Annotated in this window: 21 protein-coding genes and 1 riboswitch; all 21 genes read right to left on the reverse strand. The window is 50.6% G+C overall.

The genetic code is table 11. The features are described 5' to 3' along the window. Positions 1 to 173 precede the first annotated feature (173 nt). The 21 genes from codY to HMPREF9469_RS00685 all read right to left on the reverse strand — a co-directional run bounded on the left by codY (position 174) and on the right by HMPREF9469_RS00685 (position 26,438). The gene (gene codY, locus HMPREF9469_RS00590; RefSeq protein ID WP_007858080.1) at positions 174 to 962 is read right to left on the reverse strand and encodes a GTP-sensing pleiotropic transcriptional regulator CodY; all 789 of its coding nucleotides are present in this window, start codon (positions 960 to 962) and stop codon (positions 174 to 176) included. Between the two features lie 156 nt (positions 963 to 1,118). Then, positions 1,119 to 3,206 (reverse strand): type I DNA topoisomerase, encoded by a 2,088-nt coding sequence (gene topA / locus HMPREF9469_RS00595; protein WP_007858081.1) that lies wholly within the window; start codon positions 3,204 to 3,206, stop codon positions 1,119 to 1,121. 50 nt (positions 3,207 to 3,256) lie between these two features. After that, positions 3,257 to 4,414, reverse strand: coding sequence for a DNA-processing protein DprA (dprA, locus tag HMPREF9469_RS00600; RefSeq protein ID WP_045092668.1), 1,158 nt, complete (start codon positions 4,412 to 4,414; stop codon positions 3,257 to 3,259). After that, entirely contained in the window at positions 4,411 to 5,952 is a 1,542-nt protein-coding gene (locus tag HMPREF9469_RS00605; protein ID WP_007858088.1) for a YifB family Mg chelatase-like AAA ATPase, read from the reverse strand. The genes dprA and HMPREF9469_RS00605 overlap by 4 nt, the downstream gene beginning before the upstream one ends. A gap of 238 nt (positions 5,953 to 6,190) precedes the next feature. Further along, on the reverse strand, positions 6,191 to 6,970 hold the full coding sequence (locus HMPREF9469_RS00610) for a TIGR03915 family putative DNA repair protein (RefSeq protein WP_007858091.1): 780 nt from the start codon (positions 6,968 to 6,970) through the stop codon (positions 6,191 to 6,193). A gap of 13 nt (positions 6,971 to 6,983) precedes the next feature. Next, positions 6,984 to 8,600, reverse strand: a complete 1,617-nt coding sequence (locus HMPREF9469_RS00615; protein ID WP_007858093.1) for a putative DNA modification/repair radical SAM protein — start codon at positions 8,598 to 8,600, stop codon at positions 6,984 to 6,986. Between the two features lie 171 nt (positions 8,601 to 8,771). Beyond that, entirely contained in the window at positions 8,772 to 9,788 is a 1,017-nt protein-coding gene (gene galE, locus HMPREF9469_RS00620) for a UDP-glucose 4-epimerase GalE (protein ID WP_007858095.1), read from the reverse strand. Positions 9,789 to 9,938: 150 nt separating this feature from the next. Next, positions 9,939 to 11,279, reverse strand: coding sequence for a glycoside hydrolase family 3 protein (locus tag HMPREF9469_RS00625; protein WP_007858096.1), 1,341 nt, complete (start codon positions 11,277 to 11,279; stop codon positions 9,939 to 9,941). 185 nt (positions 11,280 to 11,464) lie between these two features. Then, positions 11,465 to 11,635 carry a hypothetical protein gene (locus HMPREF9469_RS31860; protein WP_156200224.1) on the reverse strand — a complete coding sequence of 57 codons (171 nt, stop codon included), beginning with the start codon at positions 11,633 to 11,635 and terminating at the stop codon, positions 11,465 to 11,467. Positions 11,636 to 11,680: 45 nt separating this feature from the next. Next, positions 11,681 to 12,313, reverse strand: coding sequence for an RNA polymerase sporulation sigma factor SigK (gene sigK, locus HMPREF9469_RS00630; protein ID WP_007858098.1), 633 nt, complete (start codon positions 12,311 to 12,313; stop codon positions 11,681 to 11,683). Positions 12,314 to 12,396: 83 nt separating this feature from the next. After that, positions 12,397 to 14,265: a sulfatase-like hydrolase/transferase gene (locus HMPREF9469_RS00635; RefSeq protein ID WP_007858099.1), complete on the reverse strand. Its 1,869-nt coding sequence runs from the start codon at positions 14,263 to 14,265 to the stop codon at positions 12,397 to 12,399. Between the two features lie 137 nt (positions 14,266 to 14,402). Further along, complete coding sequence (locus tag HMPREF9469_RS00640; RefSeq protein WP_007858101.1) at positions 14,403 to 15,740, reverse strand: MATE family efflux transporter; 1,338 nt, start codon at positions 15,738 to 15,740, stop codon at positions 14,403 to 14,405. Positions 15,741 to 15,890: 150 nt separating this feature from the next. After that, a complete protein-coding gene (locus HMPREF9469_RS00645; protein WP_007858103.1) occupies positions 15,891 to 17,069 on the reverse strand; it encodes a phosphoribosylaminoimidazolecarboxamide formyltransferase in 1,179 nt (392 codons plus the stop codon). A gap of 19 nt (positions 17,070 to 17,088) precedes the next feature. Continuing rightward, positions 17,089 to 17,802, reverse strand: a complete 714-nt coding sequence (locus HMPREF9469_RS00650; protein ID WP_007858104.1) for an IMP cyclohydrolase — start codon at positions 17,800 to 17,802, stop codon at positions 17,089 to 17,091. Positions 17,803 to 17,908: 106 nt separating this feature from the next. After that, positions 17,909 to 18,001, reverse strand: a riboswitch (ZMP/ZTP riboswitch). Between the two features lie 51 nt (positions 18,002 to 18,052). Then, positions 18,053 to 19,456, reverse strand: coding sequence for an ABC transporter permease (locus tag HMPREF9469_RS00655; protein WP_007858111.1), 1,404 nt, complete (start codon positions 19,454 to 19,456; stop codon positions 18,053 to 18,055). Next, the gene (locus tag HMPREF9469_RS00660; protein ID WP_416387684.1) at positions 19,443 to 21,263 is read right to left on the reverse strand and encodes a COG1361 S-layer family protein; all 1,821 of its coding nucleotides are present in this window, start codon (positions 21,261 to 21,263) and stop codon (positions 19,443 to 19,445) included. Before HMPREF9469_RS00660 ends, HMPREF9469_RS00655 begins: the two co-directional genes overlap by 14 nt. Beyond that, a complete protein-coding gene (locus tag HMPREF9469_RS00665; protein ID WP_117451034.1) occupies positions 21,256 to 22,041 on the reverse strand; it encodes an ABC transporter ATP-binding protein in 786 nt (261 codons plus the stop codon). Before HMPREF9469_RS00665 ends, HMPREF9469_RS00660 begins: the two co-directional genes overlap by 8 nt. 328 nt (positions 22,042 to 22,369) lie before the next feature. Beyond that, on the reverse strand, positions 22,370 to 23,770 hold the full coding sequence (locus HMPREF9469_RS00670) for a family 4 glycosyl hydrolase (protein ID WP_007858116.1): 1,401 nt from the start codon (positions 23,768 to 23,770) through the stop codon (positions 22,370 to 22,372). Next, entirely contained in the window at positions 23,760 to 24,692 is a 933-nt protein-coding gene (locus HMPREF9469_RS00675; protein ID WP_007858117.1) for an amidohydrolase family protein, read from the reverse strand. The genes HMPREF9469_RS00670 and HMPREF9469_RS00675 overlap by 11 nt, the downstream gene beginning before the upstream one ends. 4 nt (positions 24,693 to 24,696) lie before the next feature. Beyond that, positions 24,697 to 25,542 carry a carbohydrate ABC transporter permease gene (locus HMPREF9469_RS00680; protein WP_007858118.1) on the reverse strand — a complete coding sequence of 282 codons (846 nt, stop codon included), beginning with the start codon at positions 25,540 to 25,542 and terminating at the stop codon, positions 24,697 to 24,699. Between the two features lie 2 nt (positions 25,543 to 25,544). Further along, positions 25,545 to 26,438, reverse strand: coding sequence for a carbohydrate ABC transporter permease (locus HMPREF9469_RS00685; protein WP_007858119.1), 894 nt, complete (start codon positions 26,436 to 26,438; stop codon positions 25,545 to 25,547). Positions 26,439 to 26,470 lie beyond the last annotated feature (32 nt).

Below are 26,470 nucleotides of genomic sequence, written 5' to 3' on the forward strand. Positions count from 1 at the left end.
AGACCTGTCCGAATATTAGTTTCCAGTTAAATGTTGGTTTCCAATATACATCCAGGCACCGTCCCGTAGAATCCACAGACGTGTTTTTTGTCAGCCTTACAAATATAACATAAAAACAGACAGCTTGCAAGCACTTTTACGTGTTTTTGCAAACTGTCTGTCATCTTTGTCATCTACTTCAGGTTTGAGTTGGATGCCTTAATCGCTTTCAATTCATCAAACACCACATCATTGAGCACCTTGATGTAGGTTCCCTTCATTCCGGAAGAACGGGACTCGATCACGCCGGCGCTCTCAAACTTGCGCAGGGCATTGACGATCACGGAACGGGTGATTCCCACACGGTCTGCGATCTTGCTTGCCACCAGGATTCCCTCATTCCCATCCAGTTCCTCAAAAATATGGATGATGGCCTCCAGTTCTGAAAATGAAAGGGTGCTGATGGCTGATTTGACAATCTGCACCTTTCTTGTCTCCTCTGCATTCTCCTCATTCACGGAGCGCATCATCTCAAGTCCCACCACGGTGGTGCCGTACTCGCTCAATATGATATCATCAATATCAAAATGGTCGTCAGACTTATAAATAAACAGTGTTCCCAGCCGCTCCCCCGCAATGTCAATGGGAGTAATGATGGCCTGGTACTTTCTTACATTTTCCTCTGCAAATCCCAAGGTTGCCAGGTTCACATTCTCCTTGGTAGACAAAACGCTGAGGAGACGCTCATTCAGCATCTTATCGATGTAACCGCCTACCTGGTCCTCAATCAGCTCCTCAATCTCATCCACTCCGGGACAAATACTTACACCAAGCACTTTTCCCTTCTTGCTGATCACAAGAATATTAGATAACAATATCTCGCTCAATACCTTGCAGATGTCATTGAATACCACTTTATGCGAATTGTTGTTATGCAATAGCTTGTTAATTTTCCTCGTTTTGTCCAACAATTGAACGCTCATAATCGAAAACCTCCTTATCCAATTTGTATAACGCCCCAAAATGCCCTACTAATAATTGAATTTTAGCACAATTTTTAAGCAATAACAAGAGTTTTTTGAAGTTTTCGATTATTTTAAGATTTATATATATTTCCTTATTTACATTTACATTTTTTTCTATTTTTCCTTTATGTCCATGCGGTATCCGCAGGTTTCATTGGAGCAGAGAAGCTTGTTGCCCTTTTCCACCATGTAAGAACCACAGTTAGGGCACTTCTGGTTGGAAGGTTTCTGCCATGACATGAAATCACAATCCGGATTGGCCTCGCACCCGTAGTACAGCCGGCCCTTCTTTGTCTTCTTGCGGACCACTTCCTTTCCGCACTTAGGACAGGGCACACCGATCTTCTCAAAATACGGCTTTGTATTCTTGCAGTCCGGGAAACCGGGGCATGCAAGGAATTTTCCGTGAGGGCCGTACTTGATCACCATCTGACGGCCGCAGAGGTCACAGACCTCATCAGAAACCTCATCAGCGATCTTCACTGATTCCAACTCCTGCTCAGCGATCTGAACAGCCTCGTCCAGATCCGGATAGAAATTGCTCACAACAGTCTTCCACGCAACGGTTCCGTCCGCCACCTTATCCAGCAATGATTCCATGTTGGCCGTAAAGTTGGGATCCACAATGCTGGGGAATGAGTTTTTCATAATGCGGTTTACCACATCTCCCAGTTCCGTCACATAAAGGTTCTTGCTCTCCTTTACCACATACCTTCTGGCAATAATGGTGGTAATAGTGGGCGCATAAGTACTTGGACGGCCAATGCCCTGCTCTTCCAGCGCTTTTACAAGGGAAGCTTCCGTGTAATGTGCCGGCGGCTGGGTGAAATGCTGGCTTGGATCCAGATGGTCCAGCTTTAATTTTGTTCCCTTTTCCAGGTTGCCCAGCACCTGGTTCTTTTCCTCCTCGTCATCTGACTCCACATAGACGGACATAAAGCCCTCAAAGGTCAGCCTTGAAGCGGATGTGGTGAAAATATGGCTGCCTGCCCCGATCCTCACGGAAGTGGTCTCATAAACAGCGGAAGCCATACGGCTGGCTGTAAAGCGCTTCCAGATCAGCTGGTACAGGCGGAACAGATCCCTTTGAAGGGATTCTTTTACAATGGTAGGAGTCAATGTAATATCAGTGGGACGGATGGCCTCATGGGCATCCTGGATCTTCCCGTTCTCTTTTTTAGTCTGGGTGCCCTGGGTCACATAGTCCGCGCCGTAATGTTCTTTTACAAACTCTCTTGCTGCTGCGTCCGCCTCGTCTGCGATACGTGTGGAATCCGTACGCAGGTAGGTGATAAGGCCCAGGGTTCCATGGCCCTTAACCTCTACGCCTTCATACAGCTGCTGAGCCAGACGCATGGTTTTTTGTGTGGAGAAATTCAGCGCCTTGGAAGCTTCCTGCTGAAGGGTACTGGTGGTAAACGGAATGGGTGCCTTCTTGACACGCTCCCCCTTCTTCACTTCCTCCACCTCATAGCTGCAGCCTTCCAGTTCCTTTAAGATCTGATCCAGTTCTTCCTTGTTGCGAATCGTGGACTTGCCGCCTTTAGAATCCCTGGTACCGTAGTACTTGCCCATTAACGCCTTTTTACTTCCCTTCATCAAAAGGTCGGCATCCAGATTCCAGTATTCCTCCGGAATAAAAGCGTTGATCTCGTCCTCCCTGTCGCAGATCATCCTCAGGGCAACCGACTGCACACGTCCTGCACTTAAGCCCCTCTTGACCTTTGCCCAGAGAAGGGGGCTGATGCGGTAACCAACCATACGGTCCAGCATCCTTCTTGTCTGCTGTGCGTTCACCAGGTTCATGTCCAAGTCCCTGGGAGATTTAAAGGAAGCTTTTACAGCATTCTTGGTAATCTCATTAAAGCTGATCCGGTATACATCCTTGCCCTTTTGCTCATCCAGCTTTAACGCCTTCATCAGATGCCAGGATATGGCCTCCCCTTCACGGTCAGGGTCTGTTGCCAGATAGATCTTATCCGCTTTTTTCACTTCCTTGCGAAGCTTTGCCAGCACATCGCCTTTTCCTCTGATCGTAATGTACTTTGGTTCATAGTCATGCTCCGCATCAAAACCCAGCTGGCTTTTGGGAAGGTCTCTCACGTGGCCCCCTGAGGCATCCACCTCATAGTTGTTTCCCAGAAACTTCTTGATGGTTTTTACTTTTGCTGGTGACTCCACAATTACCAGATAATTTGCCATTGTAAAACTCCTTATTCCCTGTTCTTATATTGATAAATACACATAAATTACTATTCGTTTGTCATTCCTTGTACATAGTACTGGCCTCTCGCCCGCACTGCATATCCTCCCAGTTCCAGTTCCAGCAGAGCGCTCATACAAAGGCTCACAGAAAGTCCTGTAAGCACTGCGATCTGTTCCGGGTTTCTGGGTTCGGAATCCAGGCAACTATACACCATTTTTTCAATCTTGGCAAGTCCCTTATTGTCTTTTTTGTTAGAAATCCTTTGTTTTTCGTAAAAAATGCCCATATCTTCCAGGACATCCAAAGGGGATGTCAGGATCCCTGCTCCGGCTCTGATCAGATAATTGCACCCCTGGCTTAGGGGATCTGTAATCCTGCCGGGAAGGGCATATATATCCTTTCCCTGTTCCAGTCCCAGCTGCGCCGTGATCAGGGAACCGCTCTTTTGCCTGGCCTCAATCACCAGGATCGCGTCAGATAATCCGCTTATGATCCGGTTGCGCACAGGAAAATTCCGGGCGCAGGGCTCTTCCTGGGGCGCATACTCAGATATGATACCGCCCTTTTCAAGAATCTGTTCAAACAGTCTGTAATTTGTTTTGGGATAACAGATATTTACCCCACAGCCCAGCACTGCGAAAGTCCTTCCTCCGCCTTTTACAGCTCCCGCGTGGCCGGCCCCATCGATTCCCAAGGCAAGGCCGCTGATAACCTGTACCCCTTGTCCGGCCAGTTCCCTGCTTATATACTCCGCAGACTGTTTTCCATAGAATGTACAGTTTCTGGCCCCGATCACCGCTGCTGTGGGAATCTCCTCCTTTGGAAGTTCCCCTTTTACATAGAGTCCCATGGGATAGTCATAAATATGCCCCAGACGTTTTGGATATTCCGGATCAAGGGGTGTTACAAAACGGATTCCCTTTTCCGGCAGGCTGTGGTACTCCTGGCGCATGGGTTCCAGTTCCTTCTTCCATCTGTCAAATTGAAGGCATTGTTTTTCGCTGCGCAGGATTCCCATTCGGCGCAATTCTGTTCCTTCTATATAATATACATTCTCGAATCCTCCTGCCCGCTCACCGGCCTTTTTAACAGTCACGGCGCCAACACCCGGACACCTGGTGAGCCAATAGATGAACTCCTTTTCCCTGTTTAATTTAAGGACCGGGCCTTCCTGCTCCAACTGTCCTAACCTGTCCTTTATCATCCCCATAATTTATCCTCCAGCATTCCATAGCCCAACGCTTCCGCCAGGTGCTCCCGTCTGATGGAGCCGCATCCCGCAAGGTCGGCTATGGTCCGCGCTACTTTTAATGCTTTGTGATACCGCCTGGCGCTGAGTCCTCGTGTTTCATATGCTGATTTTATCAGGCGCTTTTCCTTTTGTCCTAGTACGCAGTACTGGGCTACCTCCCTGGGCCCCATATGGCTGTTGAACCGTATCCCGGTTCCCTCATAACGATTTCTCTGAATCTGTACGGCAGCCTCCACCCGTTCCCGGATGGATGCGGAATCCTCATTGTCCTGGTTTTTGCCGCTTAACTCCTCAAATGAGATCATGCTGGCCTCTGCGCAGAGATCGAACCGGTTTAGTACAGGCCGTGATATGTGTTCCAGATATCTTTGGATCTGTGTCTCGGAGCAGTTACACCTGGTCCTGTCCGGATAAAATCCGCATGGGCACGGGTTAATGGCTGCTACGATGAGAAAATCGGCCGGGAACTCATAGTTTCCATGTACCCTGGTAACCGTAACCCGGCGCTCTTCAAGTGGCTGTCTCAGTATGTCTATGGCTTTTCGTCCAAAGTGGGGCAGCTCATCCAGAAAAAGTATCCCCCCTGATGCTAGGGATAGTTCGCCCGGCTTTGCCATTCCACCACCTCCCGTCAGGGCAAGAGGCGTGACGGTGTGGTGGGGATTTCTGAATGGACGGTGCGACAAAAGAGGCTGCCCCTGGGGCAGCATACCGCAGATGCTGTATATCTTTGATATCTCGATGTCCTCCTCCCTGGATAAAACCGGCATAATGGTGGGAATCCGTTTGGCCACCATGGTTTTTCCGGTTCCGGCACTGCCGCTCATGAGAAGGCCGTGCATTCCGGAAGCCGCGATCTCAGCAGCCCGTCTCAGGACCAGCTGCCCGTTTACATCCCGAAAATCCACATCATACCCTTTCCCTGTCTCACCCCCGGCATTTTCCTTCAGGCTGCCCGGCTTCAGCACTTCTATGGATCCAGGCGTTCTCAGCATGCGGACCATTTGTTCCAGGGACTCTACCCCCACTATATCTATATTTCGGATCACCAACCCTTCCCTGGCATTTTCCACCGGCAGAAAGCATCGCCTTAATCCGTGTTCCCTGGCAGCATCCACCATGGAAAGCACACCGTTCACAGGCTTTACCCTCCCATCCAGCCCCAACTCTCCAATGACAAAACAGTCCTGTAGCGCGCATAGATCCACCTGCTCAAATGCCCCCAATACAGCCACAGCTATGGCCAGGTCGTAAGCGGTTCCCCCTTTTCGTATCCCTGCCGGGGATAAATTCACCGTGATCTTCCGGGCCGGCAGCCTGAATCCGGAGTTTCTAAGAGCCGTGCGTACCCGCTCCTGAGATTCCCTGACCTCGGAAGCCAGATGGCCGGAAATAGAAAAAGCAGGCAGCCCCCCTGATACATCTGCCTCCACTGACACAAGAAAGCCGTCCACAGCCCGTATACCTCCGCTGTTGATTTTTGTAAACATTCATATTTCCTTTCTTTTGTGTGTTTGATTCATAGTACCCCTGTCAAATGAGGGTATCGTGTGTTATAAAATTGGGATATAGCACAAACCGTGCCTGATCGTAGCAAGACAGAGCAGGAAGATACCTGCTCCTCTGAATTAAGATAGTATTACTATACTAAAATACTGTAAAAAAAACAAGAGTATCTTATAATTACATTCTGTGATGTATCTCAAGGCAGCCTGGAGCAGCACGGGCTCACTTGCGGAATTCCGTCATGTAGGGCCTGAAACGCAAAGGTAAATGGTTTCTCTGGCAGACAGGATTCTTCCTTTCCTTAATGGCAATGGTATTAAAAAAGGCAATCCACAGGTCCTCATACTCCTGTTCATCTGTGTCCTGTTCAAGGCACAGCTGCCAAATTCCACCATTCCCTGACTGCTCCATGGGATGATTGACGATCATCCAGTCCCTTCCCCTTGGGTGGACCGCTGCCTTCTCCCTGTTCTCATCATAAATCACCCAGTTTTCCTCAGGAAGCCTGTCGGCAAAATGGGGTGCCAGGAGCGTCATCACATCGTTCTTTGGCCCGATCCTGGATACCAACATGCCTCCCGGAGCCTGGGAAAAACGAAGGAACTCCACCAGCAGATGGTTTTCATTATATACATTACGGCACATCTGAAAGAGTTCATAGCTCTCCGGAATCTGGAGCTGATCCAATATCTCCGGCCCCATGGCAAAGGCCCGTACCAAAAAGCGGTAGATCTTATCCGCCCTGTCACCGTCCTGGCTCAGGGATGCCACATAAATCTTCTCATAAACACTTTGTGACAGCTTTTTACACACGGACCGTGTTACCTTTCCCACCTTTTCAGGTGACGTCCCCACATCCACATATTCACTGAAAAGCTCCATCTCCTGATAGGTTCCCTTAAGTTCCAGGCGCACGTTATCATGCCCTTTAAGCCCCATCCAGGCATCATAGATGCCGCACAGGATCCCCTCAAAATCCGGATTACACAGATAAATGGTCATGATCCCTTACCTCCTAAAGATTCCCCAGCACGGCTGTATATTGGTCCTCATCTGTAACCGGCATCTCCATATGCATATCATCAAACAGCGACAGCTGCCTGAAACAGTCCTTGTGTTCTATATCCCAGGCAGCCCTTCTCTCATCCCCTATGAGACAGTTGGTGATATAGTCCTGGTCCAATCTTGCCCCTTCCATCATGCGGCCTGAACAGGTGATAAAATATCTAGCCCGCTTCAGCACCACTCCCAGCTTCTTCAGGTCCTCAAAGCCCAGCTTTCCTGCACTTCTGGCAGACACGATCCTCACGGCGGACTTCACCCCCATTCCCGGGACACGAAGCAGTTCATCATAAGAAGCCCTGTTCACCTCCACGGGAAATCCCTCCAGATGGCGAAGGGCCCAGTCACACTTGGGATCCAGAAACACGTTAAAATTCGGCTTATCCTCTGACAGCAGTTCCTCTGCCTTAAAGCCATAGAACCGCAGCAGCCAGTCCGCCTGATACAGCCTGTGCTCCCTGAGCAGGGGCGGCCCCCCGGGCAGGCTGGGAAGGCTGCTGTCCTCATTCACCGGAATATATGCGGAATAAAATACCCGCTTCAACCCAAAGTTCCGGTAAAGGGCCTGGGTCACGGACATCATCTGATAATCATTCTCCGGAGTTGCCCCCACGATCATCTGGGTACTCTGCCCCGCGGGCACAAAGGCTGACTTCTTATACCTGGAGGCGGGAAGAACCAGATGACTCTTATGGGCATCCCAGGATGCAGCGCCGGCTGTGGTGCCGGCTGTGGTGCCGGCTGCTATACCGGTTGTTATACCGGTTGATGGATCGGATGGTTGAAGATCCGGTACTCTTCCCACGGACCGGTCTGAATCATCTCTTTCCTCCAGCACCCCCAAGGGTGCCTGGGCCAGCTTCGGATCGATCAGGGCCGCGCCCCCGGCAAAGCCTGCATGCTTTGTGCTGTAGGGCTTCTTATACTCCCTGTCATACCCCAGCAGATGGCTGGATACAGAGATCCCCTGCTGGATCTGGCGCATGGGGCTTAGGATCTTATCCCGGGTCTTTCCAGGCGCCAGGTTCTTAAGCCCCTCTGCTGTGGGCAGTTCCAGATTAACGCTCATCCTGTCGGCCAGGAACCCTACGCGCTCCACCAGCTCAGGATCAGCGCCCGGTATAGCCTTCACGTGGATATAGCCGTTAAAATTCCACTGGTTCCTGAGCTTGTACATGGTCTCGTATATCTGCTCCATGGTGTATGTGGCATTATACAGAATGCCGGAGCTCAGGAAAAGACCTTCAATATAATTCCTCCGATAGAATTCAATGGTCAGTTTACAGACCTCGTCCGGTGTAAAAGCAGTCCTCACCACATCATTGGTACACCGGTTCACACAGTACTTACAGTCGTAAATGCACTGGTTGGTGAACAGGATCTTAAGCAGGGATATGCACCGCCCGTCCGCCGCAAAGCTGTGACAGATTCCCGCCTCCGATGTATTCCCAATACTTCCGGCCTTACCCCTGCGCTTCACACCGCTGGATGTACAGGCCACATCATACTTTGCCGCATCTGTCAATATCTTAAGTTTTTCCTGTATGGTTAAATTCTCCTGAATCAGCATGGCATCGCCCATCCTCGAACATATGTTTGTTTTAACAGTTTACCATAAGGCCGCGGTAAAATCAACCCCTGATGCAAACATTTGTTCTTTTATATTTAAAACCGTATATTAAAAAAGCCCGGAGCCAGACAGATACTTCCAGCTCCGGGCCTGCAAAAGCCTGTATTTTATTTAATCCCTGTAGCCATTTGGGTTCATGGACTGCCATTTCCATGAATCAGCGCACATTTCCTCAATTCCCTTTTCAGCCCTCCAGCCCAATTCCCTGCCGGCTTTTGCGGAGTCGGAATAGCACACTGCCACATCTCCGTCCCTACGGGGCCGGATCTCATACTTTAATGTCTGGCCGCAGGCCTTTTCATAGGCATGGAGCACATCCAGCACACTGTAACCAACGCCCGTACCCAGGTTGTAGATGCTGACTCCCTCCCTGTCTTCCAGCTTTTTAACAGCCTTCACATGGCCTTTTGCCAGGTCCACCACATGGATGTAGTCGCGCACTCCGGTCCCATCAGGCGTGTCATAATCATTGCCAAATACATTGAGATGTTCCAGCTTGCCCACTGCCACCTGGGCAATATAAGGAACCAGGTTGTTGGGGATCCCCTTTGGATCCTCGCCGATCAGGCCGCTCTCATGGGCTCCGATGGGATTAAAGTAGCGCAGAAGGACTACATTCCACTGATCATCCGCGGTATGCAGGTCAGTGAGGATCTGCTCCAGCATTCCCTTGGTGCGTCCGTAAGGATTGGTGATCTCCCCCTTAGGGCAGTTCTCGGTAATGGGAATCTCGGCAGGATCCCCGTACACGGTTGCAGATGAACTGAATACAATATTCTTAACCCCATGGTTCCTCATCTCATCACAGAGGATCAGGGTTCCTGTTATATTATTGTGATAGTATTCAAGAGGCTTGTGAACAGACTCACCCACTGCCTTCAGGCCTGCAAAATGGATGACAGACTCAATGTTCTCCTTATCAAATACGTTCTTTAGTGCGGGCTGGTCAAGCAAGTCCACCTCATAGAATGTAACCTTCCTGCCGGTAATCTGCTCCACTCTCTGAAGCGCCTTCTCACTGGAATTGTAAAGGTTGTCTACTACTACTACATCATAACCTGCATTTAAAAGTTCCACGCAGGTGTGGCTTCCGATATAACCGGCGCCTCCAGTCACTAAAATCGCCATTGCTTTTCCTCCTTATGAACACTTGGTTGCCGCAAAAAGACGGAACAGGTTCCAAATTCACCGGTCCCGCCTGCTATGACTAGTATAAAGGCAAACACATCATAAGACAATGCACAATTCTTTTATCTTTTTATAATATTTTTTGAATTTTTATGAAAATGATCCTGACAGCCCGGCTTTCACCTTCAAAATGCGCAGTACGGATCCATCCAGACGCTCCACGGAAATCTCCCCGTCCCGGACTGCCCGGACCACCTCCTCATAGGCCGCATGGAAATCCGCGGGCATCAGCAGCATATCCGCACCGGCCTTAAAGGCCATCACTGCCGCTTGCCCTGACGGGTAATGCTCCTGTATAGCCCCCATATTCAGCGCATCCGTAATGATGATCCCCTCATATCCCATTTTCTCCCGCAAATACCCCTGCAGCGCCTCCCCTGAAAGGGAACAGGGAACATCTTCCCCCGTAATCCTTGGCAGGGATATGTGTCCTGCCATGATAAAGGGCACCTGCCGCTCTGCCATGGCATAAAAAGGCACCAGATCCGTTTTCTCAAGTTCTTCCCATGTCTTATCCGCATAGGCATATCCCTGGTGGCTGTCCCCTTTTGTGGCCCCATGGCCCGGGAAATGCTTTGGTACTCCATAGACTCCCTGACCTGTAAGCCCGTCCAGATAGGCCAATGACATTTTTGTCACCAATTCCGGGTCCGTCCCAAAGGAACGCGTCTTTACCACCGTATTATCCGGATTGGTGAGCACATCCGCATCCGGGGCAATATCCACATTGATGCCGTACTCTCTCAGATATGTCCCAATGGTATTACCCGCATCGTAAGCCATTGCCCAGTCACCGGATGCTCCGATCTCAGCCATTGCAGACACCTGCTCCACCTGAAATCCCTCATGAGTACCGATCCTGGCAATATCCCCTCCCTCCTCGTCAATGGAAAGAAACAGAGGGATCCCGCTGTGTTCCATGGCATATGCCTGGGTATGTGAAGTCATCTCCTTTAGCTGGGCTGGGTCCACCAGGTTTCCGGAAAAATAGATAAGTCCGCCCACCGGGTATTGCTTTAGCGCTTCCCTAATGGTTTCATCCGCCACAGTGACCTGGGAACCGCCTGTCAGCTGCTCCGGAGTGATAATGAACAGCTGGGCTGCCTTTTCCTCCATGGTCATCTGGTCCAGGATCTCACGGGCCCACTCCGTCTGTCTGCCCGCATCCTGCTCCTCTGCCATCCGGTCACGGCTCTCCTGCCCCTCTGCCCCATTCGTATCCTTCCCGCCCTGAAGCCCGTTCTCGGAATCGTTTCCCCGTTCCCTGCTCCAAAGCCGTTCCGAGGAAAGATGCTCCTTTCCCCTGCTCCGCACCAGACCAATAAGGCAGACACACACAATTCCGGCTGTCAGGACCACGGTCCCGCCTATCATATATTTTGACCATGCCTTTGGCTCACGCTTTTTTCTTGATTGTCCTTTTTTGATCAACCTTGTCTCTCCTTCTGTCTATCATGTTTCCGTCAGTTATATTCAAATTCCTGTAAAAGCAGTGATCCGTTTAAATATCCCCTGTACTCTTATCTATATTCTGTGCATACGTTTTAACTTTCATCCTTATTGGGAACATCTCACCCGTGTCTTCGGTTTTTCAGCGTTGGGAGCGCACATGGACATCAGATATTCATAGGCATCTCCAATCCGGGCAAATCTTCCATCATTTCTATAACTGCAAAGGTTCTTTTGATAAATAATATTGCTTTTTCGATTATATCATATCTCCCCCTAAAACAAAACACCGGAACCTTGAGTTTCCCCCTCAAGTTCCGGTGTCTGTTCAGATTCATTTCTTAATTTATCCGCCAAGGCGCCGTGTTTCACTGACTTTATTTTCAGCCGCCGTGTTTAGAAAACTCCGCCCGTATCTTCTCAATCGCCTTTTTCTCAATGCGGCTCACATAAGAACGTGAGATCCCGAGGTTCCCCGCAATCTCACGCTGGGTATGTTCTTTGCCCCTGTACAGTCCATAACGCATTCCCAATACCGTCTTTTCAGTTTCCGTCAGACAGGATTCAAATGCCTCGTACAGTTCCTTTACGTCCTGTTTCAATATCATGGTATCCAATGTTTCTTTATTGTCCATCTCGATGACGTCTACCAAGCTTACTGTTTCCCCGTCCTTGTCTACCCCTATAGGTTCAAAAAGAGACACTTCTTTGGAAAATTTCTTGCTGGCACGAAGGAGCATCAGTATTTCATTTTCCACGCATCTGGCTGCATAGGTGGCCAGTCGTGAGCCTTTATCTGCATTAAATGTATTCACAGCCTTGATCAGGCCGATAGTCCCAACGGATAGCAGGTCCTCCATATCGTAATCAGAGCCCTGGTACTTTTTTACCACATGGGCCACCAGACGCATATTATGCTCAATCAGCATATCCCTGGCTGACTGGTCGCCCTCTTTGCAGCGTTCCAGATACTCTTTTTCCTCTCCTGCTGTTAATGGTTTCGGAAAAGTCTTCAAAGAAAGCCACCCTGCATATTCTTAATCTTATTCTATGCGGGGGCAGCTTGCCAAGTGCTTTTACAATTTTTTCTAAGCTTATACTATTTTATAACAAACATGTCCTTGTACTTTTTCCTGTCCAGACTGTGGTTGTAAACCAGGGCCTCATAGTCCAGGACCATGTCCTGATAGGGACAGCGCTCCGACTCGGCCTTGGCCCAGTAATAGTAATTGCCCTCCCTGTCATAACAGCCCAGGAAATGGACCACGGGCAGCACTTCCTCCATCTGGAGAAGGAAACGGTTATAGGGTGTCAGTTCCAGATTGGCCATTCTCAGGACCTCTGATGAGAGGTAGACCGCTCCCAGCTTTCCCATGTCCCGGGAAGGCATGTCATAGTTGGTCCAAATAATAAAGGGTGTCTCATACCACATAAGATGATCCTGTACCGGTACCTCACTGCTTGGCATGCCGGCTATGGCGTCAAAAAATTCGTCCTCCACGCTGGGCTGGTGATCCCCAAACATCACGATCATGGTGGGTTCATCCACCTTGGAAAAATACTCCAGCAGGTACTGAAACGCCTCGTCTGACTTTTTCATCAGGGAAAGGTATTGGTCCGTCTTGGGATACAGGCCTTCATATTCCCCTGTCAGCCATACTTCCTGCTCAAAATTGTCATACTCCTCCTCATATCCCCCATGGTTCTGCATGGTCACATTGAAAATAAAAAGCTTATCCTCAGGCGCCCTCTTGCTCTCCACCACACTGATCAGCTTGTCGTAATCAGCCGCATCGCTCACATAATTGCGAAGCTGTTCACTGTCTTCATAAAATTCCTCGTCCAGAAACGCGTCAAAGCCCATATTATTGTAACACTCCACCCGGTTCCAGTTTTCACCGGGATACGGATGCATGGCCACGGCATCATACCCCTGGTCCTTCAGCGTACTAACCATGGAATATGTATCCGGCTTTACATTAAACTGGTAGGCAATGGAATTGGAGGGCAGCAGGGCCATGGAATCCCCTGTGAGAAACTCAAATTCCGAATTGCTGGTAAGGGAACCGAACACGGGGACGCAAAGGCTTCCCTTGACCGTGTTCTCCTCAAGGCTGCTGATAAACGGAAAATACTCCGTATTGGTTGTAAAATCCCCTGCAGTCCTGAGATCCGACAGGCTTTCGTTCATAATGCAGATCAGATTCACCGGAGTGATACTGTCATCCTCCAGGGACACGCTTCCCAGGGATGCCAGCCGTACCTGCTCCTCCTCTTCCAGCCTGTCATGTATCTCCTTCAGCTTTGCCGTACTGTAGCCCTGAGGCGGTTTTTTTACCATGTACTGAAGGGACACTGCAGTGGAAAGCACATACCCGTATTCCTTATACGTGTCATTGACAGCCCACATATTGATCCCCAGCCCCCAGCCGGGCACCAGGGAGGTAAAAAACCAGGCTGCAAACCCTCCGATGGCTACTGCGGTGCCTGCCCCGGCAGCCAGGCGGAGCTTCCACCCCCTGATGCGAAACGGCATAAACCAAAGGGCAATATTCATCAAAATCACACATACACAGGCGATCTTCATCTCCTGGGTAATGACAAATGTATAATTTCCCGAAACGGTCATGGCTGTCTTAAATGCCATGGCATCCCACAGCAGGATGGGACGGTCCCTGAAGGCCACCACAAACGCCTCTGCCAGGGACAGCACCAGCAGGAAAACAGACACCACAGGCACTGCCGCGCGGGTGGTTCCGCTCACCGCAAACAGCATGAGGTACAGCACATACATCCAGGCTATATTGAGAACAGCCATACTCACGGAAACCGTTGCCAGGTTGCCGGTCACATATTCAAAAAGCAGATACGAGATACAAGGCACCAGCAAAAGGCATACGATCTTACATACAGCCTTGCTCACGTTCCATCGTTGTTTTAAGTATTTATCCCTGTTTTCCTTTGTCACTGATTCCGTCCTTCTGAAACATTTTCAATCACGAGTTAGAGAGCATTTTTCAAACACACTATAGCACAAACATATTTTCCGTACAAGGTCCAAATGCTTCCATCCGCCTGATTTCACAAAAGGTTCACAATTTCCGATTACAAGCGGATCCGGTACTTTCCGGTGACGATCCGGCGGTAAAAGATAATGGTCAGGACCGTGGCTGCGACCCACCCGAAAGGCCATGCCATCCAGATTCCCGTACTTCCAAAACGGCCGGCAAGGAGATTGGCCACAATGATGCGCAGGATCAGATCCGGCACGGTTGCCAGCACAAAATAACCCATGGCCCCGGAACCGCGTATGATCCCGTCCGTGGTCAGCTTAATGGATATCATAAAATACATGGGGCTGACAATGCGCAGGAATTCCATGCCCGAGGCGATGGCCTCCCCGCTGTCCCCATTGAGGAACAGGCCCATCATCTGGCGGCTGAATCCGAAATACAGCGCAAAAAAAGGGATAGCCGCGCACAGGGACAGCCTGATGCCTGTCCTGAATCCCAGAGGGATCCGCTCCATCTTCCCGGCCCCCAGGTTCTGGGCCGTATAGCTGGACAGGCAGCCTCCCAGGGACATAAAGGCGTTGATGGCAAATGTATTCAGCTTGATGGCTCCTGAATATCCGGCGATCACCGCTGATCCGTACCGGTTCACGATCTCCTGCACAAACATGTTTCCAACGGAGAGAACGCTCTGCTGCATAATGCTGGGCACTGCTATGGCCGCGATCTGGGACAGAAGGATAATGTCAAAGAGCACCACCCTCTTATCTGTCCTGATTCCCCGCAGACGCAGGGCCAGGGCGGCAAGGGCCAGCACGGCCGACACGCCCTGGGCGATAAAGGTTGCCCAGGCCACGCCCGCCACCCCCATGCCCAGACCGGCCACAAACCAGTAATCCAGCACAACATTGCCCACCGAAGAACCGATCAGGAAATACAGCGGTGTTCTTGAATCCCCAAGAGCGGTAAAAATCCCTGTGCACACATTGTAGAGGAACAGGAAGGTGAGGCCCAGCACGTAAATCTTCAGATAAAGCTCACCGTCCCCAAAGATATTGGCCGGGGTGTGGATGGCTTCCATCATGGCACCGCAGAACACATATCCCAGCCCGGTCAGCACCAGGCTCATGGCGCCGCAGGCAATAAAGGCCGTGTAGACCGCGGATTTCATTCTCCCCAGGTCCTTTGCTCCAAAGAGCCTGGAGATCACTACGGAGGCCCCCAGGTTGCTCCCCACCGCAAAGGCCATGAATATCACCGTAATGGGATAAGAGGCCCCCACGGCAGCCAGGGCATCCTCCCCCGCAAACCTGCCTGCAATAGCGCTGTCCGCAATATTATACATCTGCTGGAACATGACACTCATAAACATGGGCAGGGCAAACCTCCACAATGTCTTTTTAGGATGCTCCGCTGTCAGATCCGTTATCATACTTAAACTCCCCTCATTTAATTGCTCGCTCCATTATACTCCGACACTTCCGTTCTATCAACTGTGAAAATATATTATGGGCCGATACAGAGCCGGCGCCATACAGAAAAAGAACCGAAGCCGCCGCCCCGGTCCCTTTCCTGTATACTATTAATGATGAAACAGTCTGATTCCTGTAAATGCCATAACCATATGATACTGGTTGCAGGTTTCGATCACCTGATCATCCCGCACCGATCCTCCCGGCTGCGCCACATACTTGACTCCGCTCTTATAGGCCCGGTCAATGTTGTCTCCAAATGGGAAAAAGGCATCTGATCCAAGGGCCACGTCTGTCATGGTATCCAGCCAGGCCCTTTTCTCCTCCTTTGTAAACACAGGCGGTTTGACTTTAAATGTTTTCTCCCATCTGCCGTCAGCCAGTACGTCCATATAATCCTCGCCCATATACACGTCAATGGCATTATCCCTGTCAGCCCGCTTGATGCTGTCCACAAAGGGCAGGTTTAATACCTGGGGAGCCTGGCGCAGATACCAGTTGTCAGCCTTGCTGCCTGCCAGGCGTGTACAGTGGACCCTGGACTGCTGCCCTGCCCCGATACCAATGGCCTGTCCTCCCTTTACATAGCAGACGGAATTGGACTGTGTATATTTTAAGGTGATCAGGGAGATCAAAAGATCCATTTTGGCTGATTCCGGAAGTTCCCTGTTCTTTGTCACAATATCCCGAAGCATGTCGTTGTTGATCTCCAGGTTATTATGGCCCTGTTCAAAGGTGACGCCGTAAATCTGCTTGCGCTCAATGGCTGCCGGCTCATAATCCGGATCGATCTGGATCACATTGTAGTTTCCGTTCTTTTTGGACTTCAGTATCTCCAGCGCCTCAGGTTCATATCCCGGAGCAATGACGCCGTCCGACACTTCCCTCTTGATCATCCTGGCCGTGTCCACATCACACACATCTGACAGGGAAATGAAATCGCCGAAGGAGGACATCCTGTCCGCGCCCCTGGCCCTTGCATAAGCGCTGGCCAGCGGTGACAGGTCACCCATGTCATCCACCCAGTATATCTTTTTCAGTGTATCATCCAGAGGCAGGCCCACTGCGGCACCTGCAGGCGACACATGCTTAAAGGAAGCGGCGGCCGCAAGCCCGGTGGCTTTTTTTAGCTCCTTTACAAGCTGCCAGCCATTGAGGGCATCCATGAAATTGATGTACCCCGGTCTGCCGCTTAGAACAGTAATGGGAAGCTCCCTGTCCCCCTCCATGAATATTCTGGATGGTTTCTGATTAGGATTGCAGCCATACTTCAGTTCCAGTTCTTTCATAACAGTACCTCTCTCCTATTTATTTGTTTTTATTCACGATCCTTGTCTCATAGGCGCCTGATGCGATATCAATGAAGCGGACAAAGAGGGAAACCTTATTGTCCTGGTCCAGGCTGTTCCAGATCATGTCCGTAAACTGGTCAATGTTCCCGCTGATCCCCACTGCCTTGGGCTCTCCCTCAAAGCTTGGCAGAGGATCTCCGTCATGCATGTAGGTGTGGATAAAACGTCCCTCTCCTGCCGCCGGAGCCTCATAGGCATAGGTAAAACGCAGGCAGGAATCAGGATTGCCGTTATTGCTCTTTAAAATGGACATGGCATAATTGTAGCCGCCATTTTCAATGTGCATGATACCGGAAATCCTTGGGGTATAGTTGGGGGCATCGGGCTCAAACTCCCTGGAGCGCAGGGACTGTTCAAATGTCATCTGATGGTCCATTCCCTCATAAATGGTGTCTGTCTGGTCACCGTTGGTCACAATGGTCTTGTTGCCCAGAACCCTGACCGGGGCATAAATGATCAGGCTGGGATCCTCCAGCCTGGCCGGATCAAAGGCCTGGGTCCTGATCCCTTCCCCATCCTCTGTGAACACACGGTTACGGCTGTTGGCGCTCCTTCCCATGATAAAGTAGGCGGTTACGGCCTTGCTTCCGTCCTCAGAACGTCCGATGACGATTCCCCGGCCCGGGTAAGCATTGCTTCTCAGTTCCTGTTCCAGCGACATCTGTTTCATAGTAATTCCTCCGTTTGCTTGTGGGTGTACTCTCGGAATTTCCCGGTACACTGTCATTCTTTCTTGTACAATTAAATAAGAGCCGAAACCCTGAGCACGCAAAATACACACGTGCCCAGGCGGTCGGCTCAATCCAACAAAATCCATACTGCGTGCTCCCTGTGGTTCATCCACTTATCCGCCAGTCACACGCCATATTATTACTATATATCTTTTTTGCTAATATTGCAATAGTTTTTTAGAAGTTTTACTAATCATTCCTGATGGCTGCCAGGGGACTCAGCTTCATGGCCCTCATGGCCGGCATAAACCCTGCCGCCATGCCCACGAAAATGGCAAATCCCACTGCTGCAAGAGACAGCCAGGGCGGTATTCTGGAAAGGTTGCCGGTGAGGCCGTTCATCTCCTCCATATTCACAAAGCGGTTGATCACGCCCGATATTCCATAGCTCAGGCCAATGCCGATCACTCCTCCCATAAAACCGATAAAGCCGGATTCAATCAGGAACATGTTCCGTATATTCCCCATATCACATCCCAGCACCTTCATGACGCCGATTTCCTTGGTCCTCTCATAGATAGACATCATCATGGTATTGGCAATGCCGATGGCGGCCACAAACAGGGATACTGCGCCGATTCCTCCCAGCACTGCCTGTATCATCTGGGACTGCTGCTTGGAACTCTCCATCCAATCCATCTGGCTGTTTACCTGAAAGCCCATATCAGCCACTTTGGACTGGACCTCCTTTACATTCTCCATGTCGTCCACATAGATCTGCGCCCTGCTGTACACCAGATAATTCAGGGGTTTTCCCTTTTTGTTGGTAGGCTGTCCCGGGATAGCGGTGCCTTTTTTGAATGCTTTTTTCAGCTGTGCCTTTAAGCCATCTATATCCGTGTACACGCCGTAGGAATAGGAATTCCAATCCTCCGGCCCGCCTTCCACCTTTCCAATGCCGTTCATCATATATTTCTTGGGAGGTTTTACCTGCGGCTGGCTGTCATCGGAAGAACTCCCAAAACTGCTGGAGGTATTCTTTGACTGGAAGTAGGCATCCATATCAAATATGACAAACAGAGGTTTGTTAAGAAAATCCACATCCGGCAGTTCCCCTGTATCCCAGTATCCTCTTCCTGTCTTGGAATTGTAAAAATCCTGCTGTACCGTATTGCCAAACACCAGCCCCATTTCCCCGGGTTCAGGCATGCGCCCTTCGCCCAAGGGAATCTGCTCCAGAAACTTCTGTCCCACTCCCCGCAGGGTCATGTACTGTGCCTCGTAGGCCCCCTGGCGGATCACCACATTCATATCCAATATGGGGGACACTCCGGTCACATGGCCGATGCGCTGGAATTTGTCGATCACCTCGTCCGTAATATAGGTTGGATCGGAGGATTTGCTTCCGCCGCCGCCCACCATGACAGCGCCTCCGTAATAGCTGCTCCCGGAACCGCCGTACACATCTACGGTGGTCAGGCTGCCCCAGGAGGAAAGCTGTTCCATAAACATCTGGTCAAGACCGATTCCCAGGGATACCATGACCACAATGGAAGCCGTACCAATGATGACCCCCAGCACTGTGAGGACGGTCCTAAGCTTCCTGCGTCTTAAATTGTTAATGCTCATGATCAGAAGATCAGGAAATCTCATCGTCTACATCCTCTTCCTTAGCTGCCCTGCGTTTCTTTCTGATAACCACAACCGCGGTCACACCTGCACCTGCCGCCGCCACTGCGCCTGCAATGATCAGCACCTTATACTTACTCCAGAAGGACGGACTGGCCTGCGCGTCCATGGCTCCTGCCTCCATGTCCATATTCATGTCAAAGGATTCATCCACTTCCTCTGTGATGAACAGGGTCAGCTCCTTTACCACAGGGTCCGCAGCCACACCGTTTTCATCTTCATAGGAAATGGAGATCTTCACCGTGCCGTCATCCATGGTGGGATTGATGCCTGTAAGCATCACGTCCACGTTCCCTGTCTCACCCGGCTTTATGTTGCCCACATATGCGTCCGTGGTTTTGATGGAATCACTTTCAAAGGTGGCCGTCACATTATAGAGGATCACCTTGCCCGTGTTGTTGATCCCAAACATGACATTGGACTCGGAGCCAACGGTCATGCTGTCCGGCATCACGTCAATGGTGCTGGTGCTGAGCTTTGCGTACTGCTTCACAGGTATGTCCACCACAATGCTCTCTTCCGCGTTCTTAAATTCAGGGCTGTCGTACTTTTCCTTGATGGTGATTGCGTAGGAACGCTGGTCCACCCCTGCCCTGGCCGTGAATTTGGCACGTACTTCTGTACTCTGCCCCGCGCCCAGGTCATTGACCACCATGGATGAGGAACCGGATTCCGTTGTGAACACCGCGCTGTCCGATACCTTCTCTGATTCCAGGTTAAAAAGGATATTGCTGGCCGGCACTGAGGTGGATGCGTTCTTCATGTTCAGCACCAGTTCAAACTCATCCCCTGCAAAGATCTGCTCCGGAACCGTATAATAGCTGTCCACAATAAGCCTTGCCTTGGTCCTGTCATTGGCGTCAAAATCCCTCAGGTCATCCTCCTTGTCCTTGGATATGATATGTACATAAAATGTTCCTTCCTCCTTGTGCAGGTCCCCCTCGGAACTGAGGCGGAAGGTAATGGTATATTTGATGGGATAATACCCGCTGTAGGAATCCTTGCGTATGGCCATGCTGTATGAGGCCGACACGGTCTCACCTGACTGTACCCGCTCAAAGGTTCTGTCATAGTTTCCGTCATTGATCTCAAAGGGGAACTTGGTATCATCCTCGGACAGCTGCATGCTGACAGTCACATCCTGGGCCGTGGTGTTGCGCTTGTTGCGGAAATTTACCGTATAGTCCATTACATTGGGGTAGATGCCCCGGGGAGTGGACTGGTTTTCCCCGATCACAAAGTAATTGCCCTCTTTTGTATCCTCCTCGTCATCTGCGCCCGAGGATGTGTCCGTTGAGATCCAGACATTGATATAGTCCGTATCCGAACCGCCGTCCCACTCCAGATAGATGGGAATGCTGTAATATCCCTGCTGGGCATCCCGGCGGACATTGGCTGAAAGGGATACGCTTTTAATATTGCCCTTCTTGATATTTCCCACACTCTTTGCCAGGAACGTGGTTTCCATTATCTCAAACGGGTAATAGTCCACCGTGTAATCGCCGTTGCCCCGCTCCTCAATCTGCTGGAAATCATTGGTCTGCTGAAGGCTTACCTTCAGGTTATTCATATCCTCATCCGTGGCCCTTATGCGGAAGGAAATGGACATGGATTTTCCAATCCTTCCCCTGGGCGCCTTGGTAGTGGAAATATAGTCATTGTCGCTGGCATTGGTGTTATATCCCAGCTGGTAGCTGCTGGCCATTGCATTGGCCGGCAGGGCTGCCGCCATCAGGGCTGTCATCCACAGGATTATCAAGCCTTTACGCATTTTCATCGGTCTCATTGTCACATACTCCCTTTTCTATATGGTTCTCCTCTGCCGGCCTGCCGCCGGTCTCTATGGCCACGATCTTTCCATCCACGATCCTGATCCTTCTGTCCGCATAGGAAGCCAGATTATTATCATGGGTGACCATGACCAGGGTCTGTCCCTGCTCCCTCACAATGGTCTGCATCAGGCGCAGAACCTCCATGGTGGTCCTGGAATCCAGATTACCGGTGGGCTCGTCCGCGAATATGATCTCCGGGCTGACCACCAGCGCCCTGGCTATGCCCACCCTCTGCTGCTGTCCTCCCGACATCTGGTTGGGCATATGTTTTGCCTGGTCCCCCACGCCCACCAGGTCCATGAACTTCTTGGCCCTCTTAAGTCTCTCCCTTTTGGACATGCCGCGGAAGGAGAGCGGAAGGGCCACATTCTCAACCGCATTCATTGTATTCAGCAGGTTGTAAGCCTGGAAAATAAATCCCACCCGCTCACGGCGGAATGTAACCAGCTGTTTTTCCGTCATCTTTTCTATATGTACCCTGCCGATCTCTATCTCACCCTTGGTGGGCTTCTCAAGGCCGGCCAGCATGTTTAAGAGTGTGGATTTGCCAGAACCCGAGGTGCCCACGATTGCTACAAACTCCCCTTTATATATCTCAAAGTCCACGCCGTCCAGCGCCCGGACCTTTGTCTCTCCCACACGGTATATCTTGTACAGGTTCCTCACGCATATGGCGGGTTTCCGGCCGGGAGGCGCCTCACATGCCTGATCTGCCAAAGCAATCTGTTCTGCCTGATCCGCTGCGACAATCTGTTCTGCCTGATCCGCCGCGACAATCTGTTCTGCCTGATCTGCCAAAGCAATGCTCCTTTCCCTGTCCTTAAGCGCGAATGAGTGTTCAAACACGCTCTTACGTTCTGTTTTGTAAAGTATATCACAGGCCCAAGTTCCTGTTCTTTTGGTTTTTCCTTAAAGTTCCTTAATAATTCCTTACTTTAGGTATTGTAAACTGATATGCCTGGAATTGCAAATAAAAATAAACACCAAAAAGGGAGCTGTACACTTTTTATACGTGCAACAGCTCCAAAGCATGCCTCTTATCTGTTTAATTCCAATCCCCGGGAAGGTATTTACGGGTATTTTTTATCATTTCATCCACCAGATTCCCCACATCCTCCTCATTGCACCCTTTCCCCTTTACCAGAGGATCGTTCATAAATGCCTGCACTACCTTTTCCCGGTCAGGCTTCAAAGCCGCTTCCATAATCAGCTCATGGTTTTTTAAATGAGGCATGATCAGCGCCCTGACAGGATCCGGCACCTCTCCCGCCACCAGGGGGTATATATGGTCCTTTTCAAACACGGCGTTTGTCTCAACCAGCGCACTGGCTGGAAGATTGGTAATCTGGCATGCTGTGTTGGGGATGTTCACATTGCTGACCACCCTTGTGAGACCGCATAATGCCTTGATCAAAAGGATCCCTTCCTCACCTGTGGGCTCCAGCTTGACCTCTTCCTCTCCGGCTGCCAGCCTGCGTCCCTTATCCAGCCGTTCCTGAAGGTCCTTTTTTCTCCACTCCACGGTGGTAAGGCCGAATTTCCATGAGGCTGCGGTTTCAGGATCCTTCAGGTATTCATCCCCGGGCATGAATTCAGCCAGATGCCTGTCACCTGCTGCCGCGATCAGCCCATAGCGGTTAAACAGATCCATCTTGACCCGATTGGCGCATTTAAACGAGGAATTCATCCAGTTCTCACCTTCCACCTGGTAACCCTCTTCAAAGTGAGCGCTGATATAATCCCTGTAAACCGGGAACAGGTCAATGCCCTTATAGGAGGCGCTGGAAAACCATGTAAAATGGTTGATTCCCAGCACATTGACAAATATATCATGCCAGTCGATCCCCCTTTCCCCACAGTACTCCTCGCAGATGCCTTTTAACACCTTCTGGGTACCGAACACCTCATGGCAGCATCCAAACGCCTTGATCTGCGGAAATACATGATAAAGGGTCTTCACACATAAAGACATGGGGTTGGTATAATTGATGACCCATGCCCCGGGCGCATACGCTTTGACCGCCTCTGCGATCTCCACAAACATGGGAATGGTGCGCAGGGCACGAATCATTCCCCCGGGGCCTGCCGTATCCCCCACGGACTGGTAGATGCCAAGTCGTTCAGGAAGATGCACATCTGATTCCATCTCGTCAAATGTCCCCGGCAATATGGATATAACAACAAAATCGCAGCCTGTGAGCGCGTCCTGAAGGGACGTCCTGGTCTCAAACCTCCAGTCCCCCCTTGCATCCTCCCTCTGCATCAGACGGTTTCCGATCACCTCATTGTTCCCGGCCGCCGTCTCATCAATATCATACAGCCGGATGGTGCCGCTGATCTGTTCCTCCAGGGCAAGGTCTGTCATAAACGTCCATGCCCATCCTCTGGAACCTCCGCCAATATATGCGATCTGGATATCCGTTACCTTATTATCTCTATATTTCATATTCTCCTCCTGTCTGCCGGAAATACACATGCTCTGCATTCCGGTACATGATCATTTCTTTCTCCTCCCTGGTCAGTCCATGGCTGTCTGTAATATAGCGGATCAAGTTGGAATAACTGTCCTCCTTCAGCACAGAAGGGATATCTGAACCAAATATGAGCTTGTGGGCGCCTGCGATCTCAATCCCATGTCTCAGGTACCGCAGCGCATTGGGGTATGGATAAGCATCCGGCCCGCAGTTGTGGGGAAGGGCCGCAAGGTCAAACCATACGTTGGGCAGGGCCAGCTTCCTAAGCCCCTCCAGCAGCTTATCCTCATCTTTCATGGATACGGCCAGCAGATGGCAGACCACAAACTTCATGCCCGGGTGCCCCGTGATGGCATTCCTCAGCCGGTCCACCTGCCAGCTCTCACTTTGACATTTGCCTATGTCAATGACAAACACCAGATCGTGCTCATCCGCATAATCATACTCCGCTCTCATGACCTCCCCATCCAGAGGAAGGGTAAAATGGTTGCTCATAAGCCCTGAGCCGGTGCTCACCTCAAACTTCACGATATTGCACCCCAGCTTCTCAAACAGGTGTTCTCGTATCTGTTCCTTGTTCCGGCAGAACGGGTCATAGGAAGCGGCGGCCCTAAAACGCTTTGGATACCGCGCCGCGGCCTGCAGGGAATAAAGGTTCTGGAATCCAAAGTAGTTGCCCTGGAGCAGTACCGCCTTCTCCACTCCGTTCTCATCCATTTTCCCCAAAATGTCCTCGGGCGTCACCACCCCCTGTGAAAATTCCTCAGGCAGCATCTGAAACCGCTCCCCCGAAGCATATTCCGCCATGCCGTTTCCCGAGTACCTGAGTTCACCCCCGGCTCCCGTGCCTGCGATATACTGTACCAGATGTACGTGTGCGTCAATTATCTTCATATCATCACCCCTTTAATCCGGAGGTACTGATGCCCTCCACCAGGTACTTTTGAAAGAACAGGAAGATGAGGATGGACGGCAGGATGGACAGGGTCGCCATCGCAAACATTGCTCCATAATCCGATGAGGAACCCGGATCACAGAAAAGCTTCAGCGCCAGACTGACCGGATACATGCCGGACTTGCTTACATATAAAAGGGCGGAAAGGAAATCGTCCCACCTCCACATAAAGGAGAAAATACAGGCTGTGACCAGGGCCGGCTTGATCAGCGGCAGCATGATGCGCCCAAAGATGCCTGCATAGGAACATCCGTCGATTTTGGCCGCCTCATCCAGTTCTGTGGGGATCCCGCTGATAAAGTTGGAGATCAGGTATACAAAAAAGCCCTGGATCGCAAAAAAGTAGGGAATGGTCAGAGGCAGATAGGAACCGACCCATCCAAGCTTCTGATACCACAGGTACTGGGGAATCATGAGCACCTGGGCCGGGAGCATCATGGACAGCAGCATGGCTGCAAACAGGATACCCCTGCCCCGGAACTTAAACCTTGCAAACCCATAGGCAACCAGGGCGGAGCTTGCCACCGTACCCGCTGTTGCCACAATGGAGATAAAAAGGGAGTTCTTAAAAAATACAGCAAAGGAAATCTTTCCAAACCCTTTCCAGCCCGTGGAATAATTCTTTAGTATGAAGTTTTCCGGGATCAGGCTTCCGGCCGTGGAGAAAATCGTGCTGTTTTCCTTGAAGGAGCTCATGATCATCCAAATCAAAGGGTAGATCATGATAATGCCGATCAGGAATACGATGACATGGTATACTATTTTCCTGGCAACTCTCTTCTCTTTCACAATCAGAGCCCTCCTTCATATACCCAGAAACGTTTGGTGGCAAACAGGAACAGGGTGATCAGCCCGATCACCGCCAGCATCACCCATGCAAGCGCTGCACCGTATCCCGTATTGTAGAATTCAAAGGACTGCTTATACATATACACCGTGTATAGCAGGGTGGAGTTCATGGGTTTTCCCTGGGTGATGATGTAGCACTGGGTAAATGCCAGAAATCCGTTGATCATCTGCATCACCAGATTAAAGAATATGGTGGGTGTCAGCAGGGGGAGGGTGATCTTGAAGAATTTCGCCGGACCGCTGGCCCCGTCCACGTCAGCCGCCTCATACAGTGACTGGGGAACCTGTTTCAGGGAGGACAGGAAGATCAGCATGGAGGAGCCAAACTGCCATACCACCAGCAGGATCAGGACCCATATGGCCGTCCTTGTATCGCCCAGCCAGGAAAAATTAGTCTCTATTCCCACCAGTCCCAACAGCTTGTTCACAACCCCATCCATGGCAAACATCCTCTTCCAAAGAATGGAAACAGCCACAGAGCCGCCGATAATGGAGGGAAGGTAATAGGCCGCCCTGTAGAATCCGGACATTTTTGAGTTCTCCAGCAAAAGCATTGCAACGATCAAAGCAAACAAAAGCTTGAGCGGCACGGAGACAAAGGCAAAGAAAAACGTCACTTTCAGCGTTTTAAAAAACGTTTCGTCCCGGAACATGGAGATAAAATTCTTCATGCCTGTAAAAACAGGCGGTGACAGGATATTGTAGTCACAGAACGAATAGTACAATGAGATTCCCATGGGAACGATCATAAACAGCAGGAATCCGATGGTAAAAGGCAGTGTAAACAGTACACCGGCCACGCTTTCCCTGCTGAGCTGCTGTTTTAAAGCTTTCATAGCTACTCCTCTCGTTATGGGCACTTAGCGTC

Source organism: [Clostridium] citroniae WAL-17108, assembly GCF_000233455.1.
Lineage (GTDB): Bacteria > Bacillota > Clostridia > Lachnospirales > Lachnospiraceae > Enterocloster > Enterocloster citroniae.

Coding starts and splice junctions, on each gene's coding strand:
- HMPREF9469_RS00610 (WP_007858091.1), bottom strand. CDS start 6,970: ATGACCATTTATCTGTGTAATCCGGATTTTGAGGGGATCCTGTGCGGC.
- HMPREF9469_RS00615 (WP_007858093.1), bottom strand. CDS start 8,600: ATGCTGATTCAGGAGAATTTAACCATACAGGAAAAACTTAAGATATTG.
- HMPREF9469_RS31860 (WP_156200224.1), bottom strand. CDS start 11,635: ATGAATCTGAACAGACACCGGAACTTGAGGGGGAAACTCAAGGTTCCG.
- HMPREF9469_RS00640 (WP_007858101.1), bottom strand. CDS start 15,740: ATGATAACGGATCTGACAGCGGAGCATCCTAAAAAGACATTGTGGAGG.
- codY (WP_007858080.1), bottom strand. CDS start 962: ATGAGCGTTCAATTGTTGGACAAAACGAGGAAAATTAACAAGCTATTG.
- HMPREF9469_RS00605 (WP_007858088.1), bottom strand. CDS start 5,952: ATGTTTACAAAAATCAACAGCGGAGGTATACGGGCTGTGGACGGCTTT.
- HMPREF9469_RS00655 (WP_007858111.1), bottom strand. CDS start 19,456: ATGAGATTTCCTGATCTTCTGATCATGAGCATTAACAATTTAAGACGC.
- dprA (WP_045092668.1), bottom strand. CDS start 4,414: ATGATAAAGGACAGGTTAGGACAGTTGGAGCAGGAAGGCCCGGTCCTT.
- HMPREF9469_RS00645 (WP_007858103.1), bottom strand. CDS start 17,069: ATGAAAGAACTGGAACTGAAGTATGGCTGCAATCCTAATCAGAAACCA.
- HMPREF9469_RS00650 (WP_007858104.1), bottom strand. CDS start 17,802: ATGAAACAGATGTCGCTGGAACAGGAACTGAGAAGCAATGCTTACCCG.
- galE (WP_007858095.1), bottom strand. CDS start 9,788: ATGGCGATTTTAGTGACTGGAGGCGCCGGTTATATCGGAAGCCACACC.
- HMPREF9469_RS00670 (WP_007858116.1), bottom strand. CDS start 23,770: ATGAAATATAGAGATAATAAGGTAACGGATATCCAGATCGCATATATT.
- topA (WP_007858081.1), bottom strand. CDS start 3,206: ATGGCAAATTATCTGGTAATTGTGGAGTCACCAGCAAAAGTAAAAACC.
- HMPREF9469_RS00675 (WP_007858117.1), bottom strand. CDS start 24,692: ATGAAGATAATTGACGCACACGTACATCTGGTACAGTATATCGCAGGC.
- HMPREF9469_RS00660 (WP_416387684.1), bottom strand. CDS start 21,263: ATGCGTAAAGGCTTGATAATCCTGTGGATGACAGCCCTGATGGCGGCA.
- HMPREF9469_RS00685 (WP_007858119.1), bottom strand. CDS start 26,438: ATGAAAGCTTTAAAACAGCAGCTCAGCAGGGAAAGCGTGGCCGGTGTA.